Raw genomic sequence first — 26,524 nt, forward strand, 5'->3', positions numbered from 1 at the left:
TTTCTCCTTGACGCCTCTGCCGCAGGTCGGGGGCGCCTGGTTGGGCGGGTCCGTGCCCGCTCATTCGTTCGTCTGATTGTGCGCCTCGGTGTCCCCCTGCGGCAGGATGAACCACGCACAATCCTGGCTAGTATCCCATACATCGGGCACGTTTAGGCGAGTTGCCTGCCGTCAGCGCCCGTGAGATGACGCACCATCACAACGTCGTGGTTAAGGACGCCGCCAACATCGAAGATGCGGGTGGAACGACGACGGAACCCATGGCGTTTGTAGAAGGCCTGCGCATGCTTGTTGGCGCGGTTGGTGCCCAGAGCCACGGATGTGTGCCCGCACTGCGCCGCATCGGCGAGCGCACGCTCGACGAGCGTATCGGCGATGCCACTGCCCCTCCACGGCGCGTCGACGTAGCACTTGGACAGGTACGCAGCGTCGGCTTCAACCTTTCCGGGGCGCACGCATTCGTCGGGGATCGCTCCCTTGCCGACGACCGTCAGCGTGTATCCGACGAGGGCACCATCAACTTCGGCGACCAGTATTCGGTACCGCTCTGGCTGACTGGCCACGGCCTCGAACATGTCGGGGCTTAACTCGGCCGCAATGAACGCGTCAATGGCCTCGCGGGGTAAATCGGGAGGGCATGCCTCGGGGAAGGTACGCGCGGCCAGGGCACTGAGCGCGTGCGCATCCCCGACCTCGGCGCGACGAATGTCGACGGGGCGAGCCGCCCCCTCACGCGGGTACGCGACACCGCAGGCGGCCAAAGCCGCGCGATCCTCACGGCCAAGCGAGTCGGCGCGTAACGACAGGGCAATGTCGGGACGCACCGCAGCGGTCTTTTCGATCGCACGGTCGCGTCGCCAGCGCTCGATGGCCGCGTGGTTGCCTCCCAGCAGAACCTCGGGAATCTGCAAGGAACGGAACTCACGGGGTTTGGTGAAAACAGGGTATTCGAGGAGACCCGCGCCCGAGTGCGACTCTTCGACGAGCGAGTCGGGATTGCCCATGAAGCCGTCCAGGAGGCGCGCGACTGCCTCGGTGAGCACCATCGCCGCGACCTCGCCACCGTTGAGGACGTAGTCACCGATGGAGAACTCCAACACCTCGACGCCCACTCCCCGGTAGTGCTGGGCCACGCGCGCATCGATCCCCTCGTAACGCCCACACGCGACGATAATCTGATCGGCGCACGCCAGGTCTTCAACAAGGGGCTGGGTCAGCGGGGTACCCGACGGTGTCGGGATCGCGAGGATACGCCGCGACGAGGCCAGGGTCCCATCCTCGTCACCGGTGCGCAGCGGGATGGCGAGCACCTCATCGAGGGCGCGCGCCCACACGTCTGCGCGCATGACCATGCCGGCACCGCCACCGTAGGGAGTGTCGTCGACGCTGCGGTGCTTGCCGGTGGCCCACTCGCGCAGGTCATGGGCTTCAACCGAGACGAGGCCGGCATCCTCTGCCTTGCCCATGAGGGAGAGCGTCAGGGGCGCGAAATAATCGGGAAAGATCGAAATAAGGTCGAAACGCACGCTACTTGCCGTCCCGCTCAGAAACGGCCTGATCGTCGAACAGGCCTGGGGGCGCGTCGATGACGACGAAACCGCCCTCCACGTCAACGGTGGGGACGAGCTGAGTGACGAAGGGAACCATGACGGTACCTGCCTGAGTCTTGACGAGCAGCAGGTCCTGGGCGGCACCGGGGGTCAAGCCGCTGACGGTGCCGAGTACCTCGCCACTTCGCGTGCGGGCCGCAAGACCCTTGAGCTGATGCGGATACCAGGCGTCCTCTTCCTCGTGCTCCTCGACAAGCAGTCGAGCACCGCGCAGCGCTTCGGCATCCTCGCGCGACACGCACTCCTCGAAGGAGGCCAGGACACGGTCCTTATGGACGCGGATGGATCGGACCGTCACCGCAGTGCCGCGTCCCGCGACGTCCAGGCGCGCGCCCGGTGTCAACACCTCCGGATCGTCGCTGCGAACGTCGAGAATGACCTCACCGCGCAGGCCGTGAGCGGGGCCGACGATAGCGGCTGTGAGCTGCATGGGTTCTCCTCATCATGAACGGGAATCTGTCCGAAGGATACAACGAAGGGGTCCGGCGGTGCCGGACCCCTTCGTGACGTGTGCGAGTCTTACTCGCGATCCGTGTCAACAACGTCGACTCGGACGGTGCCGCGCGTAGACAGCGCACCCATGACGGTGCGCAGAGCGCGAGCCGTCCGACCGCCACGACCGATGACTCGTCCCAGGTCCTCGGGGTTCACGCGAACCTCAAGGAGCTGACCGCGTCGCATCGAGCGAGGGGTCACCTCGACATCTTCGGGGTGGTCAACGATGCCGCTGACCAGGTGCTCCAGCGCGTCGGCGAGCATGCTCAGGCATCCTCTCCAGCGGCTTCGTCAGAAGCCTGCTCGGCCTCGGCGGCAGCCGCGGCAGCAGCAGCTTCTTCCTCGGCCTTCTTGGCGGAGGCAGCAGCCTTGGACTTCTCGGCCGCAGCCTCGGCGTCCTTGATGGCCTGCTCGGCCTGGGCGGCCTTGTCGGCCTCGGAGACGATGACGCGGGAAACCGCGTCGGCCTTGCCGTTGTGCTTAGCAATGTCACCGGTCAGGACCAGCAGGTTGCGGACCTGGTCGGAGGGCTGAGCGCCAACACCGAGCCAGTACTGGGCACGCTCAGAGTCGATGCGGATGATCGACGGGTTCGGCTGAGGATCGTAGTAGCCGACCTCTTCGATGACGCGGCCGTCACGCTTCTTGCGGGAATCGACGACGACAACGCGGTACTGGGCGGCATGGATCTTGCCCATGCGCTTCAGGCGAATTCGAACTGCCACTTGAGTGGTCTCTCCATTTCAGAATTGGTGTGGACCTTTGCGTCCCGAGGTGGGAAACACAGGGGTCGCATCGGACCGGGACACGACGACACGCAGTGAGAGGGTCTACGTTCCGCCGGGTACAGCTAGCGATTATGCCATAATTCGAGCCTGAATCCCACAGGGGAACGCCATGCTTGACACTGCAGCGCGGTTAGATCCATCACTACACATACGTGGAGTGTCTAGGGACGCTCCCACGCACACTCTCCCCCGATATATACGGAGGTCGGCCTCGCGAGGGCGAGCGGGTCGGCGCGCGGATCATCGTCAAGTATCAGCAGATCAGCGTCCGATCCTTCGACGAGGCCGGGGCGGCCCAGGTATCGGAGACTGACCCAGGTGGACGCGTCGATGACGGCCTGGGACGAGGCACCCCAGCGCGACCACAGGTCAAGCTCGCCCGCGATGGAACCGTGCTCCTGGTATCCACCAGCATCGGTTCCCTGCAGGAGGAGGATGCCTGCGTCCAGAAGCATCTGGAAGTGTTCGACACGCGTGTCATACATGCGCTGCATGGTGGCCGCGTAGACGGGGTACTTAGTCCCCGCCTGCGCGGCGAAGTCCGCGAAAAGCTCAACCTGGCGCAGGGTCGGCGTTACGGCGATGCCGCGCGCTGCGATCTCACTGGCCTGGTCCGCGTCGATGCCGCTGCCATGCTCAATGTCATCGACACCCGCTTCAATGAGCGAATCAATGACGCGGTGAGAGAAAGCGTGGACAGCGATGCGTGCCCCGGCCTCGTGCACGGCGGCGACCGCCTCGCGCAGGACGGAGGGATCCCACAGCAGCATGAGGTCAGCGTCCGCGCCGCCGCTGCGGTCGATCCAGTCACCGACGATCTTGACCCAGCCGTCGCAGCGCCCCGCCATGTTGGCCAGGACGCGGGGCAGCTCACGCTGATCCTCGACATCCAGCGGCAGGTCACGCATGTAGCGCTTGGGCCGCGCAACGTGGCGGCCACAGCGGATCAGGCGCGGACCAACAAGGTCGTTCACGCACGAGTTATCGACGGGCACGCCACAATCACGCACGAGCGTCACGCCACTGGCAAGCGTGAGCGCCGACTGCCGGATCATCTCCTCGGGCGACACCGGGCCGGACGAGGAATAACCAATGTGGCAGTGCGCGTCCACCATGCCCGGCACGATAAAGCCGCAGCGCTCGGCGCGATTCGCCAATTCGTCACCGACGCGACGAATGAGTCCGTCGGACACAGACCACGTACCACTCACCCACTGCGGGCGAGCGAGCGCATCCTCGGCCCACAGGCCGACGCCGGTGACGAGCACGGCTCAGAGCTGTCCGAGCATACGCTTGACGTCGTCCGGCAGATCGTCAATCGTCGGACGCGCGGCGGGTGCCTGAGCGGCACCACCAAAGGAGGATCCCTGGGGGGCGCTGCGCTCCGATGGGGGCAGCATGGCCTCGAGTTCCTGCTGGCGGCGCTTCGCGGGATTACCGGAGCGAGCCTTCTTCTTCACGCGAGCGCGCTGGGCCTGTGCCTTACGGGCATTCACCTTCTGCTTGGCCTTGCCGCCGCGTCCCGGCAGAGCACCCATGCCGGGCACTCCCCCACCCATCTGGCCCATTTGGCCCATCATTTCGCGGGCAGCCTCAAAGCGCTGGACAAGCTGGTTAACCTCTTTCACCGTCGTGCCCGAACCGCGGGCGATACGCGCGCGGCGCGAGCCGTTGAGGATCGAGACATCCTCACGCTCGGCGGGCGTCATCGAACGGACGATAGCCTCGACGCGGTCGACCTCGCGCTCGTCGAAGTTGTCGATCTGCTCGCGCAGCTGGGCAGCACCCGGGATCATGCCGAGCATCTTCTTCATGGACCCCAGCTTCTTAATCTGCTGGAGCTGACTGAGGAAATCGGCGAGGGTCAGCTGGCCGGCCAGGGCCTTGGAGGCGACCTTTTCGGCCTCCTCGGCGTCCATCTTCTTCTCGGCCTGCTCGATGAGGGTGAGGATGTCACCCATGTCGAGGATGCGCCCGGCCATACGATCCGGGTGGAAGCGCTCGAAGTCATCGAGTCCCTCGCCCGTGGAAGCGAAGAGAATCGGAGCGCCGGTCACGCCGCGCACAGACAGGGCGGCACCGCCTCGCGCGTCGCCGTCCAGCTTGGACAGGACCACTCCGGTAAATCCGACGCCATCACGGAATGCCGTCGACGTGGACACCGCGTCCTGACCAACCATGGCGTCCAGGACGAACATGATCTCGTGCGGGTTGACGGCGTCGCGAATCGCGATCGCCTGGTCCATCATCTCTTGGTCGACGCCGAGGCGACCGGCGGTATCGACGATGACGACGTTGATGCCGCTCTGGCGGGCGAACTCAACACCGCTGCGTGCGACCTCGACGGGGTTGCCCACACCGTTGCCGGGTTCGGGAGCCCACACCTTGACGCCGGCGCGCTCGCCGACGACCTGAAGCTGTTGGACGGCGTTAGGGCGCTGGAGGTCGGACGCCACGAGGAGGACGGTCTTGCCTTCCTCACGCAGCCACTTGCCGAGCTTTCCGGCCAGGGTGGTCTTACCGGCACCCTGAAGGCCGGCGAGCATAAAGACGGTGGGACCGGACTCCGCGAAAGTCAGTTCGCGGGTGGCACCGCCCAGGATCTCAACGAGTTCGTCGTGGACGATGGAGACGACCTGCTGGCCGGGGTTGAGAGCCTTGGAGCGGGCCGCACCGTAGGCCTTCTCGCGAACCTGGGAGGTGAACTGACGGACGACGGGAAGGGCGACATCCGCCTCGATGAGGGCGCGGCGGATATCGGAAATCGCCTGATCGACGTCGGACTCGGTCAGGACCCCGCGACTGCGCAGGGTGCGGAAGGATTGGGTCAGGCGATCTGACAGGTTTCCAAACACGTGTGTTCTCCCAAGATGGCTACAGTACTAGGTCAGGTTAGCGCACCTCGGCCCCGGTCGTGTGACCAGGGCCGAGGATAGTGGCGTGGCAAGTGGGTGCTTAGGCGCGGCCCACGATCGCGTCGACGAAACCCTGCGGGTCGAAGGGTGCCAGATCGTCCGCACCTTCGCCGAGGCCGACGAACTTCACGGGAACGCCCAGGGCCCGCTGGACCGAGACAACGATGCCGCCCTTCGCGGATCCGTCAAGCTTGGTCAGCACAATGCCGGTCACTCCGGTCGCTTGCGCGAACACCTCCGCCTGCTTCATACCGTTCTGACCGGTGGTGGCGTCCAGGACCAGGAGGACCTCGGAGACGGGGGCCTGCTTTTCCATGACGCGCTTGATCTTGCCAAGCTCATCCATGAGTGTGGACTTGTTCTGCAGACGGCCCGCCGTGTCGACGAGGACGACGTCGACATCGCGCGCAATGCCCTCGCGCACAGTCTCGAAGGCAACGGATGCCGGGTCGGCACCTTCTCGGTCGCTTCGCACAACGTCGACGCCCACGCGCTCGCCCCACGTGGCGAGCTGGTCGGCGGCGGCGGCGCGGAAGGTATCGGCAGCGCCCAGGAGGACGGACTTGTCTTCCGCGACAAGGATGCGCGCAAGCTTACCGACGGTCGTCGTCTTGCCGGTACCGTTCACACCAACCATGAGGACGACGGCTGGCTTGGATGTTCCGTCCGCCTCCGGGCGGGTCAGATCAAGAGAGCGGTCCATGTCGGGGCCGACGAGGGCCAGGAGTTCCTCGCGCAGGATCTCACGGATGCGAGCCTCGTCAGTCGTGGACTCGACGGCGACGCGGCGCTTGAGCGCCTCCATGAGGGAGTCGGTCGCCTCCAAGCCAAGGTCCGCGATGAGCAGGGATTCCTCGATCTCTTCCCAGTCTGCGGCACTGAGCTGGCCTCGACTGAGAACTCCGAGGATCGCGCGGCCAAGTGCGCCGGAGGAAGCGAGACGTTCACGCAGGCGCTCCATGCGCCCGCGCACGGGTTCGGGCCGTTCGACGGCCGGCTCGGCGGTGATCTCCGCTTCAGCCGGGGCGGCGGACTCTTCCGATGCCTCGGGACCGGCGCGAGGCCGCTCTGGGCTTTCCCCATCGGCTTGCGTCGGCGTTGTGCTCTCGCCGGTGGCGGGCACCTGGGGCTGGGCCGGGACCGAAACGTCCTCGGACGGGCGCTGACGCGAGCTGACGACCAGGCGGATGACCAGGCCGACCAGCACGGCGAGCACCAGGCCGACGACGACTGCCCACGGCGTTTGAAGGAATGAAACAAATGCGTCCATGGGGCCATTATCCCCCATGGACGCATCCGGATGAAAGCGTGAGTCACGCCGGGTGCGTTACTGACCCTGCGCCTTGCCTCGCGAGCCGCCACCGCGCTTGTTTTCCTTACCGTTGCGGTCGAACCGACCACTGACACGCCCGGTGACATTTTCGAGGCGATCAACGCCGGGCAGCCGATCAGCATCGAAGTACGCGTTAGAAGAGTCAGCAGTGCTCAAGAGAGCATCCAGTGACGCCGTACGCGGAACGACAGGCCCATCGGAAGACGACGAGGCACGCCTAGGTAAGGAATGCGTGCGCACATCCTGCGTGATTTCCTCGCGCTCACGCTTGATGACACCCTTCCAGTCGTCGGCGCTGCGTCGCGACAGCGCGAGGACGGCCACAACACCGGCCGCGACGACGATAACCAGAATGACAGTCACAACGAGAATCAGCGTACCCTCAAGCATGTCTTCATCCTGCCCTACCAACCCCATTCAGTGCGACGAGGCCACCCGAAGCTAACCGCATTGTGACGATGTTGTCATGGGGGCCAGGAACGTATGTTCCTGGCCCCCATGTACGTACGGTGTACGTCAGTCGAGGTAGTCGCGCAGAACCTGCGAACGCGAGGGGTGACGCAGCTTCGACATCGTCTTGGATTCAATCTGGCGGATGCGCTCACGCGTGACGCCGTAAACCTTGCCGATCTCATCGAGCGTCTTAGGCTGGCCATCACCCAGGCCGAAACGCATGGAGACGACACCGGCCTCACGCTCCGACAGCGTGTCGAGGACGTGGTGGAGCTGTTCCTGGAGCAGGGTGAAGGATACGGCGTCGGCAGGCACGATAGCCTCGGAATCCTCAATGAGATCACCGAACTCCGAATCGCCGTCCTCGCCCAGCGGCGTGTGCAGCGAGATGGGTTCACGGCCATACTTCTGGACCTCGACGACCTTCTCGGCAGTCATGTCGAGTTCCTTCGCCAGTTCCTCGGGGGTGGGTTCACGACCCAGGTCCTGCAGCATCTGGCGCTGGACACGGGCAAGCTTGTTAATGACCTCGACCATGTGCACGGGGATGCGGATCGTGCGAGCCTGGTCAGCCATCGCTCGGGTGATCGCCTGACGAATCCACCACGTGGCGTAGGTCGAGAACTTGTACCCCTTCGTGTAGTCAAACTTTTCGACCGCGCGAATAAGACCGAGGTTGCCCTCCTGAATGAGGTCCAGGAACTGCATGCCGCGACCGGTGTAGCGCTTAGCCAGCGACACGACCAGACGCAGGTTGGCCTCGAGCAGGTGGTTCTTCGCCTGCTGACCATCCTGGGCCAGGAAGTGCAGCTCGCGACGCTCGCGGCTGGTCATCTCGTCGGCCTGGTTCTTCAGCTTGTACTCGGCGTACAGGCCAGCCTCGATACGGCGGGCCAGGTCGACTTCCTGCTCGGCGTTCAACAGGGAGACCTTGCCGATCTGCTTGAGGTAGTCCTTCACAGGGTCGGCGGTCGCGCCAGCGACCGTCACCTGCTGAACGGGCTCGTCGGTCTCGTCAGAGTCGGAGACGACGAATCCACCCTTGACGTGAATGCCGGAGTTCGTGCGTTCGCGCAGCGCGGCACCCTCGGCTGCCTTCGTCTCTTCTTCCTCAGGCTCCTCTTCGCCCTCGGTCACATCCTCGTCGTCGGTATCGGTCTCCAGGTCCGGATCCTCAAGGTCTTCACCCGTGGGATCAAAGTCTTCTTCTTCCGCGACCTCGAGATCCGGCGTCACCTCCTCGATAACCTCCGCATCCTTCTTCTTGCGGCCGCGAGGTTTCTTGGCGGCGGGCTTCTTCTCCTCGGCACCCTCCGCCGCCCGCTTCGTGGTCTTCTTGGGAGCAGCCTTCTTCGCGGGAGCCTTCTTCGCGGCGGACTTCTTGGCGGCAGGCTTCTTCTCCTCGGTGCCCGAGGCTGCCTCAGCCTTCGCAGTCGACGCGGCCTTCCTGGTGCGCGTCGTCTTCTGCGCGAGGGCTTTCACCTCCGGGGCGTCCTCAGTCGTCGCGGAGTCCTTTGCCGAAGCGCGCGATGCACTCACACGGGTCCCTTTCATTGATGGGTATGCAAAACAGCGCCGATTGCAAATCGGCATACCATCACCAGTTTAGTGCGTTACTCGATAGTTTTCCTGACGGTAGGTGTGACGCTTCCCTGCCTAAGGCCCGCGCATACCCTCGCCCGTCAGTTACAGTGACCACATGAGTCTGAGCGAGAGTTTCTCCGTGCTGCGTCCCCACATCGACGAGGCGACCGCGACCGCCCTGGCACGCCTCCTTGCCCGCGCGGGCGCGACACCGCGCTCGTCCGCATTCTCCGAGGCCGTAGTTTCCTCGGCGGAAGGAGGCAAACGCTTCCGCGCTCTCATGGCCCACGTCGGCTGGTCACTGAGTTCGGGCAGACCCCTGTCGGAGGCGCGCCTGCCCCACCTGGCAGCCGCACTCGAGCTCTACCAGGCCAGCGCCCTCGTCCACGACGACATCATCGATCATGCGGATGAGCGGCGCGGTGCACCGACGCCTCACCGCCGCCTCGCAGACCTCCACCGGGGCGCGGGATGGATCGGGTCGTCAGGGACTTTTGGCCGCAACGCCGCGATTCTCGTGGGAGACTTCCTCTTCTCGGCAGCGAGCGCCGAGGCCGACGAACAGGCGTTGAACCTGCCCGAGGCGAATGCGCGCGCTTTCGCCCACAGCTTCGCCGACATGCATGCTGAGGTTGCACTGGGCCAGTACCTCGACATCATGGCTGAACAAAGTCCGCTGGATCCCCGGCGCGCCGACGCGCTGAGCGCAGCCGATTCCCTCGATGTCGCCCTGCACAAGTCCGCGCACTATTCCGTCGTGCGTCCCGCCCAGCTCGGCGCGATCTGCGGAGCCAACTCGACACACATCATCGACGAACTGACCGACGCCCTCGATGCAATCCTGACGCCTTGGGGGCTGGCCTTCCAGCTGCGCGACGACGACCTCGGCGTCTTCGGAGACCCAACAGTCACCGGCAAGCCAGCCGGGGACGACCTGCGCGAGGGTAAGCGAACCGTCCTGCTTGCCCTGACCTGGGCGGCCTCCTCCCCCGCCGAGCGCACAGCTCTCGCGAACGTACTCGGGGTTGCTGAGGCCTCGGCCGACGAAATCGCGGTCGCGACACAGATCATCGAGCGCAACGGACGCAGCGCGCACGAGGCTGAAATTGCGAACCTCGTCGCACAAGGCCACCGCGCACTTGACGCGTCAGCCTTCGGCGACGAAGCATCCGCCATGCTGCGTGAACTCTGTGACATCCTCACCGCCCGGCGCGCCTAGACACCGGGGGGCGAGGGGCATCAGAACGCCAAGGTTGAGGCGATGCGATTGACGCGGTGGTGACGACCCGAGGTGAGCGCGTCGATGGGGCGTTCACCCAGCTCGTCCTGCACGGTGTACAACCAAGCCAGGGACTCCTCGGGCGTGAAGCCGTCATCGGCCAGGAGGGTCAGCGTCCCCTGCAGGAAGGGCAGCGGTTCCCAGCCGTTCTCACCCTTCACGATGATGTCGCGGGGTACCCCGCGTTCGCCGGACGCGGAGCGCGCCTCGATCAGGACGCGGTCACGAATTAGCTGTTTGAGGCGGCGTTCCTCAATACCGAGCAGACGGCACACCTCGTCGGTGGATAACAGGGTCATATCAGCACTGGTCATGACCGCAACACTACCGCATCGCTGCGCCGCACCGGTGTCTACACCTCCAATGATTTGCCGAAAACTCCCATAGAATCAACAAAGTGAGCGACGAGAAGACATACGACCAAACCGACCCACTGATCGGCCGCCTGATTGATCAGCGATACCGGGTCACGCGCAGACTGGCGCGCGGCGGCATGGCGACCGTATACGTCGCCCAGGACGAACGCCTGGAGCGACCCGTGGCCCTAAAGGTCATGCACCCCCACCTCGCTGAATCCGATGACTTCGTCGAGCGCTTCCACCGAGAGGCGCGCGCCGCCGCCCGCATTGTCCACCCGGGCGTCGTCTCCGTCTTCGACCAGGGAGTCGTCTCGGGCCAGGGCTTCCTCGTCATGGAGCTCATCGATGGGACCAACCTGCGCGCACTCCTGAATGCCCAGGGCGCGTTCACGATTCCGCAGGCACTGCGCTACACGACCGACATCCTCGAAGCTCTGCGCGCAGCCCACCGCATGGGTGTCATTCACCGCGACATCAAGCCCGAGAACATTCTTGTTCCCACCGATGGCCCCGCGAAGGTCGCCGACTTCGGCCTGGCTCGCGCGGTCTCGGAAGGGTCGACGTCCGCCACGGGCAACATGCTGGGAACAGTCGCCTACATCGCGCCCGAGATCGTTCTGACCACCGAAGCTAACGCACGCTCCGACCTGTACTCCGTCGGCATCATGCTCTACGAGATGCTCACCGGTGCCGTGCCGTGGGCTGACGAATCACCCCTGCAGATCGCCTCTCACCACGTCTCGGAGGACGTTCCGAGCCCCTCGGCCACCCTTCCGTGGATCCCCCGCGAGATCGACGACCTCGTCGCCGCGCTCACCGCGCGCAACCCCGCGAACCGATGCGCCGACGCGTCCGATGCCCTCGACCTGGTGGCGCGGGCCGCAGCGTCCATCCCCTTTGACATCGCCAACCGCCGCGCCGAGGTAGCACGCGAGGACAGCCGAAGCGGTTCCGAGACAACCGCCTTGAACACGGAGGTCATGCCCACCCAGCTCACGCAAGCGATGCCCGTGCCCGCCGCGACCGCCGTCACCACCGCGACTGCTCTCCCCGCCGCGACCGCCGTCACCACCGTGCATACCTCCACCTCGACCGAGACCCCTTCCGCGGGCGAACTTCCTGCGAAGATGTCCACGCGAGCGATACTCCTGGCTGTCATCGCCTTTCTGCTCATCGTCGCCGCCAGCTTCGGCGGGAGCTGGTGGTGGACCGAGTATGGTCCCGGCTCTTACCTGACGATGCCCACCACAACGGGACGGGACCTGGCAGACGTGCAGGCAGACCTGGGTGCCATAGGACTGGCTTCTTCCGTTGAAGAGGAGTTCTCTGACGACGTCCAATCCGGCATTGTCACCCACTCCGACCCGGACGGCGGCAGCTCCGTGCATAAGAGCACGAACGTCCAGCTGTACGTCTCCAAGGGCATCGACATGAAGGACGTTCCAAACGTCGTCGGAAAGGGACAGGACGAGGCCTCGCGTACCCTGGCAGACGCCGGATTGGCCTTGGGCGCTGTCACTGATGCCTACTCCGAAGAAGTTCCCCCAGGTCAGGTCATCTCCCAGTCCGTCGCAGCGGGCACCTCCCTGGCCCACGACTCCACGGTCGACGTCGTCCTCTCCAAGGGCCGCGAACCCCGGACCGTGCCCACCCTGACCGGCAAGGGTGCTTCCGCCGCCAAGAGTTCGATCGAGGCCCTCGGCCTCGTTGCCTCACCCACCGAGGCCTACTCCGACACAGTCCCCGAGGGACAGGTGATCTCCCAGCAGACCCGCGAGGGTTCCACCGTGTACCGTGGCGACTCCGTCTCCTACACCGTATCCAAGGGACCCGAGATGGTCACCGTTCCTGACGTCGTCGGCCTTCAGCGTCAGGAAGCACACGACAAGCTCGAAGGAGCCGGGTTCACCGTCCAGGAAGACCTGATCCTCGGAGGCTTCTTCAACACCGTGCGCTCGTCCGACCCCGCCGGCGGCAGCAAGGTCAAGAAGGGGTCGACCGTGACGATCTCCATCGTGTGACGCCACGGCGCGGCAACTATCCGCCGCTCGCCGAACTCACCGCACGCGGGGGAGCCTCGAGCACAGAAAGATCCCCGGCCTCGTCCACATGAATGAATGAACGAGGCCGGGGATCCTCTCTCCGCGATAGCTCACTCCTCGTGGGAGGAACCCTTCGCCAGATACTGAGCGACCTGGAATGCCATCTCCAAGCTCTGCTGATGATTCAAACGAGGATCGACGAGCGTCTCGTAACGATCACGCAGCGACTCGTCGTCGATATGCTCGGAGCCGCCAATCACCTCGGTGACGTCGTCACCGGTGAGCTCGACATGCAGGCCGCCCGGCACAGTGCCCGCTGCCTCGTGCGCCTCGAAGAAGCCACGGACCTCGTCCATGACCGTCTCAAAACGACGTGTCTTATATCCGGTCGACGACGTGATCGTGTTGCCGTGCATCGGATCCGTCATCCACGTGATCGGTCGGCCATCCTCGCGCGCCGCCTCAAGCAGCGGAGGCAGCACCTCACGGATGCGTTGCGCACCCATGCGCGTGATGAAGGACAGGCGTCCCTCCTCGCCATCCGGGTTGAGACGGTCGATGAGCGAGAGCATCTGATCGCGTGTCGTGGACGGACCAAGCTTGACCCCAATCGGGTTACGCACGCGCGACAGCAGCTCGATATGAGCTCCCTCCTCCTCGCGCGTCCGCTCCCCCACCCACAGGAAGTGGGCAGACGTGTTGTAGGGCTCGCCCGTACGCGAATCAATGCGCGTCATCGCCGACTCATACTCCAGGAGCAGAGCCTCATGCGAGGAATACAGGTCCACGTCACGCAGCGTCTCAAAATCAACGCCCGCTGCTCCCATGAACTTGATCGCGCGGTGAATGTCGGCGGCCAGCGACTCGTAGCGCGCATACGCCGGATTCGACATGAAGCCCTGATTCCAACGGTGTACCTGCCGCAGATCCGCATAGCCGCCCTTCGTGAAGGCGCGGATCAGGTTCAGCGTCGAGGCCGCATGGTTATACAGGGACAGGAGGCGCTGCGGGTCGGGCTCGCGCGCCTCGGGAGTGAACTCGAACGAGTTGACCGCGTCGCCGCGATAGCTCGGCAGCGTCACGCCGTCGCGCGTCTCCAGGTCGGAGGAACGAGGCTTAGCGTACTGCCCCGCGATACGACCGACCTTGATGACCGGCAGCGACGCGCCGTACGTCAGGACGACAGCCATCTGCAGCAGCGTCTGGATCTTCAAACGCACGTGATCGGCGGTCGCCTCCGCAAAGGTTTCGGCACAGTCTCCGCCCATCAGCACAAAGGCCTCGCCGCGGGACGCCGCACCCATCCACGTGCGCAGGTCATCGACCTCGCCCGCAAACACGAGGGGCGGCTGACGGCGCAGCTGAGCCGTCACCTCGGACACGGACTCGGCATCCGCGTACGAGGGCTGTTGGGCCGCGTCCAGGCCGCGCCACGTATCCCAGGGAGCGCGCTCCCCGGACTCGGGCGACCACAGACGCTCGGGGACGCGGCGGGTGCGAGGCTTACGCACAGGCTCCCCGCCGCGTCCGGGAGTGATGGAAGGAATCACGCGAAGCGACTCACTCGCCAGCCGGCTCGACGCTCTGGCCGATCTCGGCCATCATCTCGAGGAACCACGGAGCCGAGATGTCGAAAGGCTTGCCACCCGCGATGCGCGGGAACGGGATAGCCTTCAGACGATCGTTGTCCTCTTCGTCGTGACCGATGACGCCGGACTCGCCCTTGAACGCGCACTCGACGGCCAGGTCGGTCATCGACTTGATCAGGCGAAGGTCGTCGGCGTTGGCGCGCGAGGAACGCGAGAAGTAGCCGGACTTCTGAACCATGACCTTCTCAGCGTCGATCTTCTCGGCGAACTGCTTAGCGAACCACTGGCCGGGGTTGATCGTGTCGAGCTTGACGTGGCCGAAGGGGTCGCGCTGGACCTCGCCACCGGCAGCCTCGATCTCCGCGATGATCTCGGGGACGCCAGCGCCCTCAGACAGGAAGATGTTGACGTTGCCCTGCTCGTCCATGATCGCCTTGAGGCGCTTGGCCTCGGCGTCCAGATCGATCTTCATCTCGGGCACGAAGATGGCGTGGATGTCCCAACGTTCCTTCGACAGGCCGATCGAGGGCACCCACTCCTGGGTCTTGAGCCACTCGTGGTAGCGGTGCGAACCCGCAGCGGTCAGCCACCCGCAGTGGCGGCCCATGATCTCGTGGATGATGAGCATGCGGGGGTTGGAGCGATGCTCGCCGATAACGTTCTGGGAGTACTCCGACACCTCTTCGGCGGCGGTCCAAGCGCCGAGGGACTGACGGATCGGCACCACGTCGTTGTCGATGGTCTTGGGCAGGCCCACGACGGTCAGGTGGTAGTCGTGCTCCTCCAGGTAGGCAGCAAGGTCGGCGGCCGTCGTATTGGTGTCGTCGCCACCGATGGTGTGCAGGACATCAACGCCGTCGGTGCGCAGCTGCTCGGCAGCCTTCTGCAGCGGATCCTCATCCTCGGCGACGAGGCCGCGCTCGACCAGGTTTTTCTTGTTCGTCAGCTTGACGCGGGAGTTACCGATCGGGGATCCGCCGTAACGGTGGAGGACGGCAGCGTGCTTACGAGCCTCCTCGTCCACCAGCACGTAGTTGCCGGTGAGCAGGCCGTGGTAGCCATTCTGGTAAGCGATGATCTCGACGGAGGGATCAATTTCGTTGTAGCGCTCGATGAGTCCACCGACAGCGGAGGACAGGCACGGGGCGAAGCCACCTGCGGTCAGCAGGGCAACACGACGGACCGACATGAATGTCACCTTTCTCAGGTTGGTTAGGTACGGCCCCGCGCAGATAGGCGAGCCGCGACACCCGGGCTGCCCGATGGGGCTGCCTAGTGCATGGACCCGCGCGTGAGCAGGGCACAGTCCATTCTACCCGGCCCGTGTCACGTTTCGCCAAGGACGCCCGTCCCACGGAACGATGCCGAAGCATCGTCCCGCAAGAGGCGATTACTTGGAGGAATCCTCCTTGTTCTCTTCCTCCGACGTTTCTTCTTCGGGAGCGGTCGGCACGGGCACGTCGGGAGCCGTGCGTCCGCCCGGGGCGGTGCGGCCGTTGGAGGGAACCGGCCCCTCGAACGCGCCCTCGGCTGCCAGCTGGGCCTTGACATCCGCGGCGTACAGGTCGACGTACTCCTGACCGGACAGCAGCATCAGGTTGTACATGATCTCATCGGTGATGGCGCGCAGCACGTAGCGGTCCTTGTGCAGACCCTTGTAGCGCGAGAAATCGAGGGGCTCACCGATGACCATTCCAATGTTGGTGCGCGAGGGGATCTTCTGGCCGATCGGCTGGGCAGCGTGCGTGCCGATCATGGCAACGGGGATGACGGGCGCGCCAGACAGGAGGGCCAGGCGGGCGACGCCGGTCTTGCCTCGGTAGAGGCGACCGTCGGGGCTACGCGTACCCTCGGGGTAGATACCGAAAAGCTCACCCGAGCGCAGGCGCTTGAGTCCGGCGTTGAGCGCAGCCTCGGAGGCGCGTCCGCCGGTGCGATCCACGGGGATGGTGCCGACCGCACGCATGAACTCCTTGGTCATCCAGCCCTTCACACCGGTGCCGGTGAAGTAGTCGGCCTTGCCCATGAAGACGACTTCGCGGTCAAGCATCATGGGCAAGAACACGGAGTCCCACACGGCATTGTGGTTGGAGGCCAGGATGGCGGGCCCCTCGGCGGGGACGTTTTCCTTGCCTCGAATCCACGGGTGATACGCAGCCTTCAGAACGGGACTGCCGGTCGCTTTGAGTGCCTGGTAGAACGCCACTGTGACTCCTCAATTGTCAGCGGGCGCGCGGGCGCGCGTTCGAATTAGTATCAACTCTATGACGAAAGAGACTCACGTGCGCAATTGTTCAGGAAGCATCGCGCCCGTGGGGTCGGACAAACGCTATGCTCGCGAGCTTGTTTCTGACACATTGTCTCGTAGTGCGAGACCGGAGGTTCAGCTGAGCCTCGACGCTGTGGGCACCCCGGCCTCGGACGGGCACTGGGTGGTCGTCGACCTGGAGACGACGGGTCTGGGCGTCGGAGCAGAGATCACAGAAATCGGCGCGGTGCGCGTGCGAGGCGGGCGCCTTGCCGACGAGTTCTCCTCACTCGCGCGTCCCTGCGCGCCAATTCCCCCGTTCATTACCTCCCTGACGGGCCTCACTCCCGCGATGGTCGCCGATGCGGATCCTATCGGACCGGTGTTGGAACGCTTTCTTGAGTGGTCGGGGCTGGAGGGTGAGGATGCGCCTGTGCTCGTCGCTCACAACGCGTCCTTCGACGTCGGGTTCCTGCGCCGAGCGGCGCGCGCGTCGGGGCGTCCCTGGCCGAAGGTCCAGGTTGTGGACACGCTCGGTTTGGCGCGCTTAGCACTGCCCCGTCCGCTCGTGCGTAACCACAAGCTCGGAACCATCGCCTCGTACTTTGGAACCGCGACAGTCCCGGAGCACCGCGCGCTCGGGGATGCGCGCGCGACGGCCGAGGTATTGCTCGGCTTCGTAGACCTCCTGGCCTCGGCGGGCGTCACCGACGTAGAGGACCTGCTGGTCCTCAGCGATGCAGCTCCCTCCCGCCGCCCCGCCACGCCGTCCTTCGTCGCCGAGCTGCCGAGCGCTCCGGGTGTCTATCATTTCGTCGACGTCTCGGGGGATGCGCTCTACGTCGGGTCGGCCTCGTCCCTGCGCTCACGCGTGGGCAGTTACTACACGCGCGCGGAGAAGCGCCCGAAGGTCCAGCGCATGGTGTCTCTGGCGGCCGGGGTGCGCTCTTTTCCCACTGCCTCCGTGCTGGAGGCGCGTGTGCGGGAGCTGCGCGACATCGCGGCGCTGGCACCGCCATACAACTCAGCGTCGCGCAGGCAAGCCAATCAGCACTGGGTCGTGCGCGAAGCAGATCGTGCCATCGTGGTCCCCCGCGTCGGTCTCTCTGACCTGCCCCGGGCGCTCGGCCCCTTCGGCACGCGTGCACACGCCACGCGGGCAGCGAACGCGATTATGCGGGCGCTTTCGGAGAGCGAAGACGCGCAGGCCCCCTCCTTCATCGACGAGGCCGTGGCCGCTTCATCGCTCGCCGTTCCCGAGGCCCTCACCGCGGTCATGACGCGCCTTGGCGCCCAGAGCCTCTTCGAGTCGGCAGCCCGCGCGCGCGACGAGCTCGGTGCCTACATGGCGGGCGTTGAACGCGCGACGATGCGCCCGATCCTCGCGGCACCGCGCATTGTGTGGGGCGCGCGCCGAGACGCGGGCGAACCCGGATGGGTCATGCATGTGGCGTCCTATGGGCGCTACATCAATTCGGTCGTGGTGCCGCCCCGAACCGATCCCACTGCGTGGATCGAGGTCCTGACATCGACGCCTGTGCTCGAGGTCGATGGACTCGCGGCACAGGCAGCATCATGGTCGGAGAGCGCGCTCATCTGCGCCCAGCTGAGCGAGCCGGGCACGCGCCTCATCGCGTGGGAGTCTCCCCTGCCATGGGCGGCACCGATGCTCAGCCCCCTACGCGACGGGCGGCTGCGTGAACTCCTCGCTCACGCAACCGCCCATCCGCACGAACGCTCGCGCGCGTAGGCGCGAACAGGCTGTTAGGCGTTGGACGCGGCCACCCAGCGTTCAACCAGGCGTGCTCCGACACCGTCCGCGAGAGCAGCAAGGCCGCGATCAACCGCGACGCGCATGCGCTCCTCGAAGTCGGCGGGACTGACCGGGTTGTCCAGGCCCTCCCAGGCCAGGATGCCCGCACCAACGTTGAGGGCGACGGCGTCGCGCACGGCATCTGCTCCACCACCCGAGAGGACCTCGCGGGCCACGGCAGCATTCTCAACGGCTTCGCCACCGGCCAGGTCTTCGATGGTCGCCGACGCCATGCCGAGAGAGTCACGAGCGTCGAAAGCAACCTCGCTGACGTGACCACCGTTCACGATCCACACCTGGTTCGTATCAGTTGTCGTCAGCTCGTCAAGTCCCGTGGTCGCGCCGCGGAAAACAAGGGCGGACAGCCCGCGCGACGCATAGACCCCCGCCATGAGGCGCGCGTTTTCTTCCTTGGCCGCACCGATTGCGCAGGCTTGCACCTTCGCGGGGTTCGTCAGCGGACCAAGCACGTTGAAGGCCGTCGGGAAGCCGAGCGCGCGGCGCACCGGGGCGGCAAAGCGCATCGACGGGTGCATTTTGTTAGCGAAAAGGAACGCGATGCCGACCTCATCGAAAATGGAGCGCAGCTGATCAACCTCGACGTCCAGGTTGACGCCCAGCGCCTCGATCACGTCGGCAGAACCGGACTTCGACGTGGACGCCCGGTTACCGTGCTTAACGAGAGGAATGCCCATCGCGGCCAGCACGATCGCGGACATGGTCGAAATGTTGACGGTCTTGTAGCCGTCCCCGCCCGTGCCGACGATGTCGAGGGCGCGGCTGGGCAGGTCCACGCGCTGCGCGTGATCCTGCATGCCATCAGCGAGGCCATGGATCTCCTCGACTGTGGCTCCCTTGACCGCCATGGCAGTCAGGAAGGAGGCGAGGCGGGCTTCACCCAGCTCGCCGCTCATCACCTGGTCCATGAGCCAGTAGGACTGGTCGTAGTCCAGCGACTCACCGGCGATGAGAGAAGCGATGATCGGACCCCATTCGCGCCGACTCATCGGGCTGCCCCGCGCAAGACCTCGGCGACAGTTTCCTGAAGGATGATCGGGTCAATCGGGTCGGAAACCGTGGCGGTGGCACCGGCCCAGGTGGCCAGCCACTCGTCCTGGGGGCGCGCCGTCAGGAAAATGATCGGGGGAACGCCGTCGCGGGTCTCCTGGAGATCCTGGGCGACGGACATGCCGCCCTCCTTCTTTGACTCGGCGTCGAGGACGAGCAACGCGAAATCCTGCTGGTCGAAGGCGTCGCGCACGCCGAAGCCGGTGGCGGCCTCCACCCATTCAATGCGGGGCGTGTCCTTAGACGCGCGCAGACCGATGCCGTTGATGACGGCGGCGCGCTTGTCCTTATCGTCGCTGAAAACCAGGATTCGAACGGTTTCGTCGCTCATGGAAACTCTCCTTGCGTGTGTGGCGTAAATAGACGCGTTGGCCACATTCTAACGGGTTGCGGGCAGCTCCCCCACTGGGAGCCGCCCGCAACCGTTGACTGGAATCAAGTCGGAGTCAATTACTCCATCGAGGACACGCCGACGATATCGACGATCATGACGCTCGCCTGAGCCGAAGCGCCCGACTGCCCGCCTGCGCCAGGAATCGGGGTGACCAAGAGGAGACGGGAACCAACCGTGTACCCGGCCAGACCGGCATCGGTCACGGGAGCTTCTTCAACTGCCTGCGCCCAGGTCGACTCAGTCTGTCCCTGCGCTCCGAATCCACCGGCGACCGCCTTGTACAGGAACGTCTGGCCGTTCGCCAGCTCCTCGCCGCTTCCCTTGTAGACCGTGTAGATCTTGCGTTCGGTCGGGACGCTCTGAGACTCGTCGATCGCCAGAGTCGGTTCGACGCCAGCGTCACCGGACACGGTGATACCGGCGGGCAGTTCCTCGCCGGTCGCAGTCGCGCCGGTCAGGACAGATGCATCGGCGATCTTCTGAGTGCTCGCTGCCAGGATGTCAACCACGAACACCAGCGTGGAGTTCGCCGGGATCGAGGCGTTTGCCTGGGACCCGTAGCCGAGCGAGGAAGGAATAACCAGCTCGACGCGATCACCGACGTGCGTGTGGGCCAGACCGTAACCCCATCCCTTGACGACCTTACTGAGGGGGAACTCGATCGGCTGGCCCTTCGTGTAGGAGGAATCGAAGACGGTGCCGTTCCACAGCGCGCCAACGTAGTTGACCTTCACCGTCGCACCGGGGCACACGAGCGCGCCGTCACCCTGCTTGAGGGTCTTCACCAGGACCTTGTCGGTGGGTTCAGAACCCGTTCCCGCGGCGATGACGGGGGTGTCGTCACCCGTGACACCGGGGAAAGACCCCTTTCCGGAGCGGTCAACGAACTTCTGCTGGTCCGCGGAATCGTCGGTCGCACACGCGGAGTAGTCGATCTCGCTTGCCGAGACGGCGGGAGACGCGGACGACGTCGTGTTGGACGAGGAGGTCAGGTCGGTGCAGGCGGAGAGGCCAAGTGCGAGGGCAACAGCGCCAGCGAGGGCGCCGAAGCGGCGCAGGGAGGACATCATGGGTGGGAGTCTCTTTCGGCTCAGTGGAAGGATTCGCCGCAGGCACAGGTGTTCTGGGCGTTCGGGTTGTCGATCGTGAAGCCCTGACGCTCGATGGTGTCAGCGAAGTCAATCGTGGCACCACTCAGGTAGGGCACGCTCATGCGGTCGACGACGACCTCGACGCCGTCGAAGGAACGGATAGCGTCCCCGTCGAGCATGCGGTCATCGAAGTAGAGCTGGTAGATCAGGCCCGAGCAGCCACCGGGCTGCACGGCGATACGCAGGCGCAGGTCGTCGCGACCCTCCTGCTCGAGGAGGCTCTTCACCTTCGCGGCAGCGACGTCGGTGAGGGTGACCTCGTGGGTGGGAGCCTGAGTTGTGGACTCGGACATGGTGCTCCTTATCGTGCTGAATAGACGTATGCGCTTGACACAGTACTCCCCCGGCTGCGCCCCGCGCGAGAGGTGGGATGCGCGCTTAGCGTAACCACGTGCGCGCGATGCGTCTCCCGGCCTCGCGAAGGGTGACGCGCGCCTCCGTCTCGAAGACGCCGTGAAGTCCCCACTCGGCTCGCTCCACATGGGACAGGCTGGAACGGACGGTGCAGCCGACGACCGGAAGTGCGTGCGCTCCAGCAGCTTTCGTCAGTGAGTCGAGCGTGGACGTAGCCAGCAGCGGCGAGGCCAACTCCGGTTCTGCCACGATCACCAGATCGGCGGACTCTAGCGCTTTATCGAGGATGAGGAGGTCATCGAGCAGCACTCCTGTGGGAACGATGCGCCCTCCGCTGGCAGCGATGATCGCGCCCACGCCGCCCCCCGCTCCGGATCCATAGCCGCGCGCAGGATGACCGAAGGAACTCTCAATTAACTGGCGACGCCCCAGCGGCCGGTGCGCGAAGGCCTGCGTCAGCAACCCCGTGAGCGCTGTGTTCTGTTCCTCAATGGGGGTGAGGTCGGGGGCGACCGCGAGCACCGAATCGAGGCCCAGCAGGGGCCGAGGCGTTGAGGCGGCGCACACGAGGTCGGTGCCACTGGCCGCGACCAGTTCCTCGGCGCGCGTCAGGGCAGCGGGCAGTGCGTCGCCGCTCACCTCGGAGTTGGCCACGCCGAGCAGGCCCGCCAGGAAGCCAAGTCCGCAGTCAGGAGAGGCGTTGTGGCCGCCTTCGACGACGACCCTGGACTCCCCCAGCGCCATCGCCACACGTTCACCAGCCTCACGAGTCGAGGCCACGTCCGTGGGGACGCGCACGAACGAGGCCTGGGAGCGCGAGGCGGCCACGGCCTCGTCGAAGGTGGGGCCAGCCCCGAACGGCAGGAGCACCGGCTCCGCGTCCGCGCAGCCGGCGAGAACGCCCTGGCTGATCTCCCCCAACGCGACGCCGGTCGGCAGGAGGGGACGTGCCCCATCCCACCGACCGGCTACGACGACTCGCCTCACAGGGAGGCCAGGCGGGTCAGCAGCAGCGCCTCGGCGAGGATCGCGGCCTTCAGATCCGGGATCGACTGCGACTCGTCCTCGGAGTGCGCGTTCGTCAGCGGATCCTCAACGCCCGTGACGACGACCTGCGCGCCCGGGAAGATACGCTGGAAGTCCGAAATGAACGGGATCGAACCGCCCACGCCAATGTTGACGGAGGGCACGCCCCATGCCTCGGTCAGGCACTCGTGCAGAGTCTTCGTGACCGGAGAGTCCATGTCAGCCTGGTAGCCGGCACCTGCGTCCTCGCACGTGACCTCGACACGCGCGCCGAAGGGAACATGGGAGAGCAGGAAGTCAGCCAGCTTGGCCTGCGCCTGCGCGGGATCCACACCCGGCACCGTGCGCATCGACAGACGGAAGCGCGTATGCGGGGCGATCGTATTTGAGGCGTTAGAGACGGGGCGGGCATCGAAACCGATGACGGAGATCGACGGCTTCGTCCACATGCGAGCCGCGATATCACCGGAACCGGCCAGCTGCAGGCCCTCAACCATTCCTGCTGCCTCGCGCAGTTCCTCCTCCGGCCAATCAACGTCCGCGTGATCCGAGCCACCCAGACCCGGCACCGCGACGTCGCCCTTGTCATCAAAGAGAGACGCAATCAGCATCGAGGAAATCGCGACCGAATCGAGCAGGGGGCCGCCAAAGGCACCCGAGTGAACCGCGTGATCCGCGACCGTGACGTCAACCGTCACGATAGCGTTACCACGCAGCGTCGACGTGACGGCGGGTTCGCCCGGCTTCCAATTCGACGAGTCCGTCACGACGATGACGTCAGCGGCGAGCTCATCCTTGTGAGCATCCAGGAAGGCAGTGAAGGACGGAGAGCCGATCTCCTCCTCACCTTCGATGAAGACGACAACGTTGACAGGCAGGTCCGCGCCCAGGATGGACAGCGAACCCAAGTGGACGGTCACGCCAGCGCCGTCGTCAGAGGAGCCACGCCCGTAAATACGGTCGCCGCGCACCTCAGCCTTGTAGGGATCCATGCTCCAACGGCTCAGCTCACCCACCGGCTGCACGTCGTGGTGGGCGTACAGGAGGACGGTCGGTACACCCTCAATATGGGGCGTGTGGGCGACAACGGCGGGCTTGCCCTCCGTGCCATCCTCGGCCGTCTCTCGCAGGACCTTCGCAGCCAGGCCCAGAGCCTCAAAACGCTCCCTCAGATGCTCGGCACTGCGCTCCAGGTCAGCCGCGTGAGCCGGGTCCGACGACACCGACGGAATAGCGACCAGCTGCGTGAGCTCCTCCAGGAGAGACGGGAAAGCAGCCTCGAGGCGCTCCCTTAAAACGGACGTCGACAATTCATGTGAAGTTTCAGCCATACGCACAGGGTAGACCATGACAGTGCACGGCGGGGGGCCTATCGGCTAGCCTTGGAGCGTGTTTGGACGAAACAAAAACAACAGCGACGAGACCTCAACGACCGTCGAGCCTGTCTCGACCACGCCCGGCGGCAAAAAAGGTCGCCCCACGCCGAAGCGCAAGCAGGCCGAGGCCGCCCGCCTTCACCCCCTCGTACCCGCGGACCGCAAGGAAGCAAAGCGGGCAGCGAGGGCGGCGCGCAACGCCCGCTGGGAAGCCGAACAGCGTGCCCTGGTAACGGGCGATGAGAAGCATCTGCCCGCGCGCGACAAGGGAAGCGCACGCCGCTTCGTGCGCGACTACGTCGATGCCCGCCACTCGTTCTCCGAGTGGGTTCTCCTCGTCATGATGGCCTCCATCATCCTCATCATGATCCTCTCGCTCTTTGGCAACAAGATCCCCGAGCAGACGCAGGTCTACATCCTCTACGCCTCCACGATCCTCATGTACGGTGCCTTCATCGCCACCGGCGTCGAGGCCGTGCTCGTGTGGCGTAGGATCAAGAACGCCTTCACGCAGGAACACCCCCGCGACGAGATCCCGCGCGGCACCGGCTACTACACCTTCTCGCGCATGATCATGCCGCGCCGCTGGCGCTCCCCGCGCCCCCAGGTAGCACGCGGAGAGTTCCCCAAGTAACCCCCACGGCATTCTCACTCACGGCCCCGCACCCATCCACAGGGTGTGGGGCCGCGGCTGTTGTTTCCACAGGCCTGCCTCGTGTTGCCCCGCTATCCACAGGGTGGCGCACGCGGCTGGAGTTGAGCGAGTCCAGGGCGCGATCCTGACATACATGCGGCACCAACGCCGCCCCTACCGGAAGGACACCGCCATGCGCGTCTCACTCACGCTCACCGCCACCTCACAGGTCCACATCGATGACGAGGACACATCGGTGACGCTCCGTGCCACCCCCACCGGCGAGGCCACCACGGCCTCGACCGTTCCCATCCCCGCAGACAACCCGACCGATTGGGTCCCCGACTCCACGCAGGACACCACAGCCTCGGCGCAAACGGAACCCGGCGTCGAATCTCCGTATGAGGACCCCACCGAGGAGGGGCCGGTGCGCGAGGGTATGTACGGACCCATGCACTGGCTCGACGACCGCCACGTGACGGCGTTGCTCGCTCCCTACATCTGCGAAGGATGGGACACGGGCGACTACGCGCGCTTCGCTGATCTGTCGGGCGAAGAGGCGCGCAGGCTGCGCACGCTCCTGCCTCCGCTCGCACGCGATGACCGACAGAACAACGCGCCGCGTATCTCCGACCTGCTGCGTGCTGCCACCCGAATTGACGGTCTCACGCTCGAAGGATATGTCATCCGCGCTCCCCGCTGGGACGAGCGCGTCAGCATCGACACCGTATGCGTCCCCGAGTCCGCGATCATCGCACACACCGGACGCCCCATTGACGACGCCTCCTGTCCGTCGTACGAACACTGGCTGACCCTCGCTCAGGTCCTCGGGCTGGGAGCAGACGCCGTCCCTCCCGACGAGATGCGATTCCTCGTGCGAGACGCATCATCCGCGCGCTGGTGGTGGGCATGGTGGGACTAATCAACTACCCTTGGAGCTATGATCCGACGCGCGTACAACTGGACCTTCCGACACTTCATTTCGCGTTCTGACCCGGAGCAGGCACACCACCTGGGCCTGGGTGCGATCTCCCTCGCAGGGCGCTGCGCTCTCACGCGGGGACTCATGCGGGCCACCCTGGGCTACATGGATCCCCTGCGTCGACCGACCCGCATCGTCGGCGGTGTCGAGGTCCCGCTCATGCTGGGTCACCGCGAGCTGCCCTCGCGCCTCGGCCTCGCCGCCGGCATGGACAAGGACGCCGAAGCAGTCCTGGGTATGAGCGCCCTGGGCTACGCCTTCGTCGAGATCGGCACCGTGACACCGCGCCCGCAGCCGGGCAACGAGGCGCCACGCCTATGGCGCCTCATGGAGGACCGAGGCCTGCGCAACCGCATGGGATTCAACAACGCGGGCGCGGACGCGGCCGCCGAGAAGTTGCGCGAGCTGCGCTCCACCCACGCGGGCCGCGCCGCCATCGTGGGTGCGAACATCGGCAAGAACAAAGTGACCCCCGAGGCCGAGGCCCCCGCCGACTACGAATACTGCGCGAAGACGCTCGCCCACTGGGTCGACTTCGTCGTCGTCAACGTCTCTTCCCCCAACACTCCCGGCCTGCGTGACCTGCAGTCGGTCGACCACCTGCGCCCGATTCTCCAGGCCGCACGACGCGGCTGCGAGGCCGGCGCACCGGACCGCGTCATGCCCCTCTTCGTCAAGATCGCGCCCGATCTGGCCGACGAGGACATCGTCGCCGTCGTCGAGCTGACAAAGGAACTGGGCTTGGCGGGCGTTGTGGCCACGAACACGACGATCAACCACGACCTGGGTGAGGGCGGTGTCTCCGGCGCTCCCCTGCTGCCCCGCGCGCTCGAAGTGGTGTCCCTGGTGGCACGCCACCTCGACGACGAACAGATCCTCATCGGGACGGGCGGCATCTCCTCCCCCGAGGACGCGCTGCGCATGATCGGCGCGGGTGCCGACCTGGTCGAGGCCTTCTCCGCCTTCATCTTCGAGGGTCCGTCCTGGCCGGGCGAGGTCTCTCGCGCCCTCCAGCGCGCCTGAGGAATAAC

Annotated in this window: 25 protein-coding genes; 6 read left to right on the plus strand and 19 right to left on the minus strand. The window is 65.5% G+C overall.

The features are described from left to right. Nucleotides 1-152: 152 nt before the first annotated feature. The 9 genes from trmD to HMPREF1136_RS06815 form a co-directional block, all read right to left on the minus strand. Entirely contained in the window at nucleotides 153-1,526 is a 1,374-nt protein-coding gene (gene trmD / locus HMPREF1136_RS06775) for a tRNA (guanosine(37)-N1)-methyltransferase TrmD (RefSeq protein ID WP_009648595.1), read from the minus strand. A 1-nt stretch (nucleotide 1,527) separates the two neighbouring features. Beyond that, nucleotides 1,528-2,040 carry a ribosome maturation factor RimM gene (rimM, locus tag HMPREF1136_RS06780; RefSeq protein WP_009648587.1) on the minus strand — a complete coding sequence of 171 codons (513 nt, stop codon included), beginning with the start codon at nucleotides 2,038-2,040 and terminating at the stop codon, nucleotides 1,528-1,530. Nucleotides 2,041-2,129: 89 nt separating this feature from the next. Next, nucleotides 2,130-2,369 (minus strand): RNA-binding protein, encoded by a 240-nt coding sequence (locus tag HMPREF1136_RS06785; protein WP_003792828.1) that lies wholly within the window; start codon nucleotides 2,367-2,369, stop codon nucleotides 2,130-2,132. A gap of 2 nt (nucleotides 2,370-2,371) precedes the next feature. Continuing rightward, a complete protein-coding gene (gene rpsP, locus HMPREF1136_RS06790) occupies nucleotides 2,372-2,830 on the minus strand; it encodes a 30S ribosomal protein S16 (RefSeq protein ID WP_009648590.1) in 459 nt (152 codons plus the stop codon). A gap of 224 nt (nucleotides 2,831-3,054) precedes the next feature. Next, nucleotides 3,055-4,161, minus strand: a complete 1,107-nt coding sequence (locus HMPREF1136_RS06795; RefSeq protein ID WP_009648605.1) for an amidohydrolase family protein — start codon at nucleotides 4,159-4,161, stop codon at nucleotides 3,055-3,057. A gap of 3 nt (nucleotides 4,162-4,164) precedes the next feature. Continuing rightward, nucleotides 4,165-5,748 (minus strand): signal recognition particle protein, encoded by a 1,584-nt coding sequence (gene ffh / locus HMPREF1136_RS06800; protein ID WP_009648593.1) that lies wholly within the window; start codon nucleotides 5,746-5,748, stop codon nucleotides 4,165-4,167. A 100-nt stretch (nucleotides 5,749-5,848) separates the two neighbouring features. Further along, a complete protein-coding gene (gene ftsY, locus HMPREF1136_RS06805) occupies nucleotides 5,849-7,078 on the minus strand; it encodes a signal recognition particle-docking protein FtsY (RefSeq protein WP_009648600.1) in 1,230 nt (409 codons plus the stop codon). A gap of 57 nt (nucleotides 7,079-7,135) precedes the next feature. Next, on the minus strand, nucleotides 7,136-7,531 hold the full coding sequence (locus HMPREF1136_RS06810; protein ID WP_009648577.1) for a hypothetical protein: 396 nt from the start codon (nucleotides 7,529-7,531) through the stop codon (nucleotides 7,136-7,138). A 126-nt stretch (nucleotides 7,532-7,657) separates the two neighbouring features. Next, entirely contained in the window at nucleotides 7,658-9,148 is a 1,491-nt protein-coding gene (locus HMPREF1136_RS06815; protein ID WP_034505263.1) for an RNA polymerase sigma factor, read from the minus strand. A 145-nt stretch (nucleotides 9,149-9,293) separates the two neighbouring features. Here HMPREF1136_RS06815 and HMPREF1136_RS06820 point away from each other — a divergent pair, with 145 nt between their 5' ends. After that, nucleotides 9,294-10,397 carry a polyprenyl synthetase family protein gene (locus HMPREF1136_RS06820; protein WP_034505265.1) on the plus strand — a complete coding sequence of 368 codons (1,104 nt, stop codon included), beginning with the start codon at nucleotides 9,294-9,296 and terminating at the stop codon, nucleotides 10,395-10,397. A 20-nt stretch (nucleotides 10,398-10,417) separates the two neighbouring features. Here HMPREF1136_RS06820 and HMPREF1136_RS06825 read toward each other — a convergent pair whose 3' ends face one another. Continuing rightward, complete coding sequence (locus HMPREF1136_RS06825) at nucleotides 10,418-10,771, minus strand: Rv2175c family DNA-binding protein (protein ID WP_034505267.1); 354 nt, start codon at nucleotides 10,769-10,771, stop codon at nucleotides 10,418-10,420. Between the two features lie 83 nt (nucleotides 10,772-10,854). Here HMPREF1136_RS06825 and pknB point away from each other — a divergent pair, with 83 nt between their 5' ends. Next, nucleotides 10,855-12,837: a Stk1 family PASTA domain-containing Ser/Thr kinase gene (pknB, locus tag HMPREF1136_RS06830; RefSeq protein WP_009648602.1), complete on the plus strand. Its 1,983-nt coding sequence runs from the start codon at nucleotides 10,855-10,857 to the stop codon at nucleotides 12,835-12,837. 131 nt (nucleotides 12,838-12,968) lie between these two features. On the opposite strand, the gene HMPREF1136_RS06835 is transcribed toward pknB, so the two are convergent. The 3 genes from HMPREF1136_RS06835 to HMPREF1136_RS06845 form a co-directional block, all read right to left on the minus strand. Next, a complete protein-coding gene (locus HMPREF1136_RS06835) occupies nucleotides 12,969-14,408 on the minus strand; it encodes a class II 3-deoxy-7-phosphoheptulonate synthase (protein WP_009648607.1) in 1,440 nt (479 codons plus the stop codon). A gap of 10 nt (nucleotides 14,409-14,418) precedes the next feature. Further along, entirely contained in the window at nucleotides 14,419-15,636 is a 1,218-nt protein-coding gene (locus HMPREF1136_RS06840) for a pyrophosphate--fructose-6-phosphate 1-phosphotransferase (protein ID WP_009648598.1), read from the minus strand. Nucleotides 15,637-15,837: 201 nt separating this feature from the next. Continuing rightward, nucleotides 15,838-16,653, minus strand: coding sequence for a lysophospholipid acyltransferase family protein (locus HMPREF1136_RS06845; RefSeq protein WP_009648614.1), 816 nt, complete (start codon nucleotides 16,651-16,653; stop codon nucleotides 15,838-15,840). Between the two features lie 58 nt (nucleotides 16,654-16,711). Between HMPREF1136_RS06845 and HMPREF1136_RS06850 the strand changes: the two genes are divergently transcribed. Further along, a complete protein-coding gene (locus HMPREF1136_RS06850) occupies nucleotides 16,712-18,445 on the plus strand; it encodes an exonuclease domain-containing protein (RefSeq protein WP_083836264.1) in 1,734 nt (577 codons plus the stop codon). 14 nt (nucleotides 18,446-18,459) lie between these two features. Here HMPREF1136_RS06850 and trpD read toward each other — a convergent pair whose 3' ends face one another. The 6 genes from trpD to HMPREF1136_RS06880 all read right to left on the minus strand — a co-directional run bounded on the left by trpD (nucleotide 18,460) and on the right by HMPREF1136_RS06880 (nucleotide 23,832). Further along, nucleotides 18,460-19,515 (minus strand): anthranilate phosphoribosyltransferase, encoded by a 1,056-nt coding sequence (gene trpD, locus HMPREF1136_RS06855; RefSeq protein WP_009648625.1) that lies wholly within the window; start codon nucleotides 19,513-19,515, stop codon nucleotides 18,460-18,462. Beyond that, the gene (locus HMPREF1136_RS06860) at nucleotides 19,512-19,907 is read right to left on the minus strand and encodes a response regulator transcription factor (RefSeq protein WP_009648606.1); all 396 of its coding nucleotides are present in this window, start codon (nucleotides 19,905-19,907) and stop codon (nucleotides 19,512-19,514) included. The genes trpD and HMPREF1136_RS06860 overlap by 4 nt, the downstream gene beginning before the upstream one ends. A gap of 119 nt (nucleotides 19,908-20,026) precedes the next feature. Beyond that, nucleotides 20,027-21,040 (minus strand): FKBP-type peptidyl-prolyl cis-trans isomerase, encoded by a 1,014-nt coding sequence (locus tag HMPREF1136_RS06865; RefSeq protein ID WP_009648586.1) that lies wholly within the window; start codon nucleotides 21,038-21,040, stop codon nucleotides 20,027-20,029. A 20-nt stretch (nucleotides 21,041-21,060) separates the two neighbouring features. Further along, complete coding sequence (gene erpA / locus HMPREF1136_RS06870; RefSeq protein WP_009648609.1) at nucleotides 21,061-21,414, minus strand: iron-sulfur cluster insertion protein ErpA; 354 nt, start codon at nucleotides 21,412-21,414, stop codon at nucleotides 21,061-21,063. An 85-nt stretch (nucleotides 21,415-21,499) separates the two neighbouring features. Beyond that, nucleotides 21,500-22,462, minus strand: a complete 963-nt coding sequence (locus tag HMPREF1136_RS06875) for a glycerate kinase (protein WP_009648636.1) — start codon at nucleotides 22,460-22,462, stop codon at nucleotides 21,500-21,502. Then, complete coding sequence (locus HMPREF1136_RS06880; RefSeq protein WP_051023534.1) at nucleotides 22,459-23,832, minus strand: M20/M25/M40 family metallo-hydrolase; 1,374 nt, start codon at nucleotides 23,830-23,832, stop codon at nucleotides 22,459-22,461. The genes HMPREF1136_RS06875 and HMPREF1136_RS06880 overlap by 4 nt, the downstream gene beginning before the upstream one ends. Before the next feature lie 58 nt (nucleotides 23,833-23,890). Here HMPREF1136_RS06880 and HMPREF1136_RS06885 point away from each other — a divergent pair, with 58 nt between their 5' ends. The 3 genes from HMPREF1136_RS06885 to HMPREF1136_RS06895 all read left to right on the plus strand — a co-directional run bounded on the left by HMPREF1136_RS06885 (nucleotide 23,891) and on the right by HMPREF1136_RS06895 (nucleotide 26,516). After that, the gene (locus HMPREF1136_RS06885; protein WP_009648621.1) at nucleotides 23,891-24,511 is read left to right on the plus strand and encodes a DUF3043 domain-containing protein; all 621 of its coding nucleotides are present in this window, start codon (nucleotides 23,891-23,893) and stop codon (nucleotides 24,509-24,511) included. A 193-nt stretch (nucleotides 24,512-24,704) separates the two neighbouring features. Continuing rightward, nucleotides 24,705-25,433, plus strand: coding sequence for a hypothetical protein (locus tag HMPREF1136_RS06890; protein ID WP_009648618.1), 729 nt, complete (start codon nucleotides 24,705-24,707; stop codon nucleotides 25,431-25,433). 18 nt (nucleotides 25,434-25,451) lie between these two features. Then, nucleotides 25,452-26,516 (plus strand): quinone-dependent dihydroorotate dehydrogenase, encoded by a 1,065-nt coding sequence (locus tag HMPREF1136_RS06895; protein WP_009648643.1) that lies wholly within the window; start codon nucleotides 25,452-25,454, stop codon nucleotides 26,514-26,516. The last annotated feature ends 8 nt before the right edge of the window (nucleotides 26,517-26,524 follow it).

It is taken from the genome of Actinomyces sp. ICM47 (assembly GCF_000278725.1).
Classification (GTDB): Bacteria; Actinomycetota; Actinomycetes; order Actinomycetales; family Actinomycetaceae; genus Pauljensenia.

Bases quoted from the DNA above. Each gene is read 5' to 3' on its own strand.
- HMPREF1136_RS06840 (WP_009648598.1), bottom strand. From the start codon at position 15,636: ATGTCGGTCCGTCGTGTTGCCCTGCTGACCGCAGGTGGCTTCGCCCCG.
- trpD (WP_009648625.1), bottom strand. From the start codon at position 19,515: ATGAGTCGGCGCGAATGGGGTCCGATCATCGCTTCTCTCATCGCCGGT.
- HMPREF1136_RS06890 (WP_009648618.1), top strand. From the start codon at position 24,705: ATGCGCGTCTCACTCACGCTCACCGCCACCTCACAGGTCCACATCGAT.
- HMPREF1136_RS06895 (WP_009648643.1), top strand. From the start codon at position 25,452: ATGATCCGACGCGCGTACAACTGGACCTTCCGACACTTCATTTCGCGT.
- HMPREF1136_RS06815 (WP_034505263.1), bottom strand. From the start codon at position 9,148: ATGAAAGGGACCCGTGTGAGTGCATCGCGCGCTTCGGCAAAGGACTCC.
- ftsY (WP_009648600.1), bottom strand. From the start codon at position 7,078: ATGGACGCATTTGTTTCATTCCTTCAAACGCCGTGGGCAGTCGTCGTC.
- HMPREF1136_RS06860 (WP_009648606.1), bottom strand. From the start codon at position 19,907: ATGAGCGACGAAACCGTTCGAATCCTGGTTTTCAGCGACGATAAGGAC.
- erpA (WP_009648609.1), bottom strand. From the start codon at position 21,414: ATGTCCGAGTCCACAACTCAGGCTCCCACCCACGAGGTCACCCTCACC.
- HMPREF1136_RS06825 (WP_034505267.1), bottom strand. From the start codon at position 10,771: ATGACCAGTGCTGATATGACCCTGTTATCCACCGACGAGGTGTGCCGT.
- HMPREF1136_RS06820 (WP_034505265.1), top strand. From the start codon at position 9,294: ATGAGTCTGAGCGAGAGTTTCTCCGTGCTGCGTCCCCACATCGACGAG.
- HMPREF1136_RS06785 (WP_003792828.1), bottom strand. From the start codon at position 2,369: ATGCTCGCCGACGCGCTGGAGCACCTGGTCAGCGGCATCGTTGACCAC.
- HMPREF1136_RS06850 (WP_083836264.1), top strand. From the start codon at position 16,712: ATGACGAAAGAGACTCACGTGCGCAATTGTTCAGGAAGCATCGCGCCC.
- HMPREF1136_RS06880 (WP_051023534.1), bottom strand. From the start codon at position 23,832: ATGGCTGAAACTTCACATGAATTGTCGACGTCCGTTTTAAGGGAGCGC.
- HMPREF1136_RS06865 (WP_009648586.1), bottom strand. From the start codon at position 21,040: ATGATGTCCTCCCTGCGCCGCTTCGGCGCCCTCGCTGGCGCTGTTGCC.
- rimM (WP_009648587.1), bottom strand. From the start codon at position 2,040: ATGCAGCTCACAGCCGCTATCGTCGGCCCCGCTCACGGCCTGCGCGGT.
- HMPREF1136_RS06810 (WP_009648577.1), bottom strand. From the start codon at position 7,531: ATGCTTGAGGGTACGCTGATTCTCGTTGTGACTGTCATTCTGGTTATC.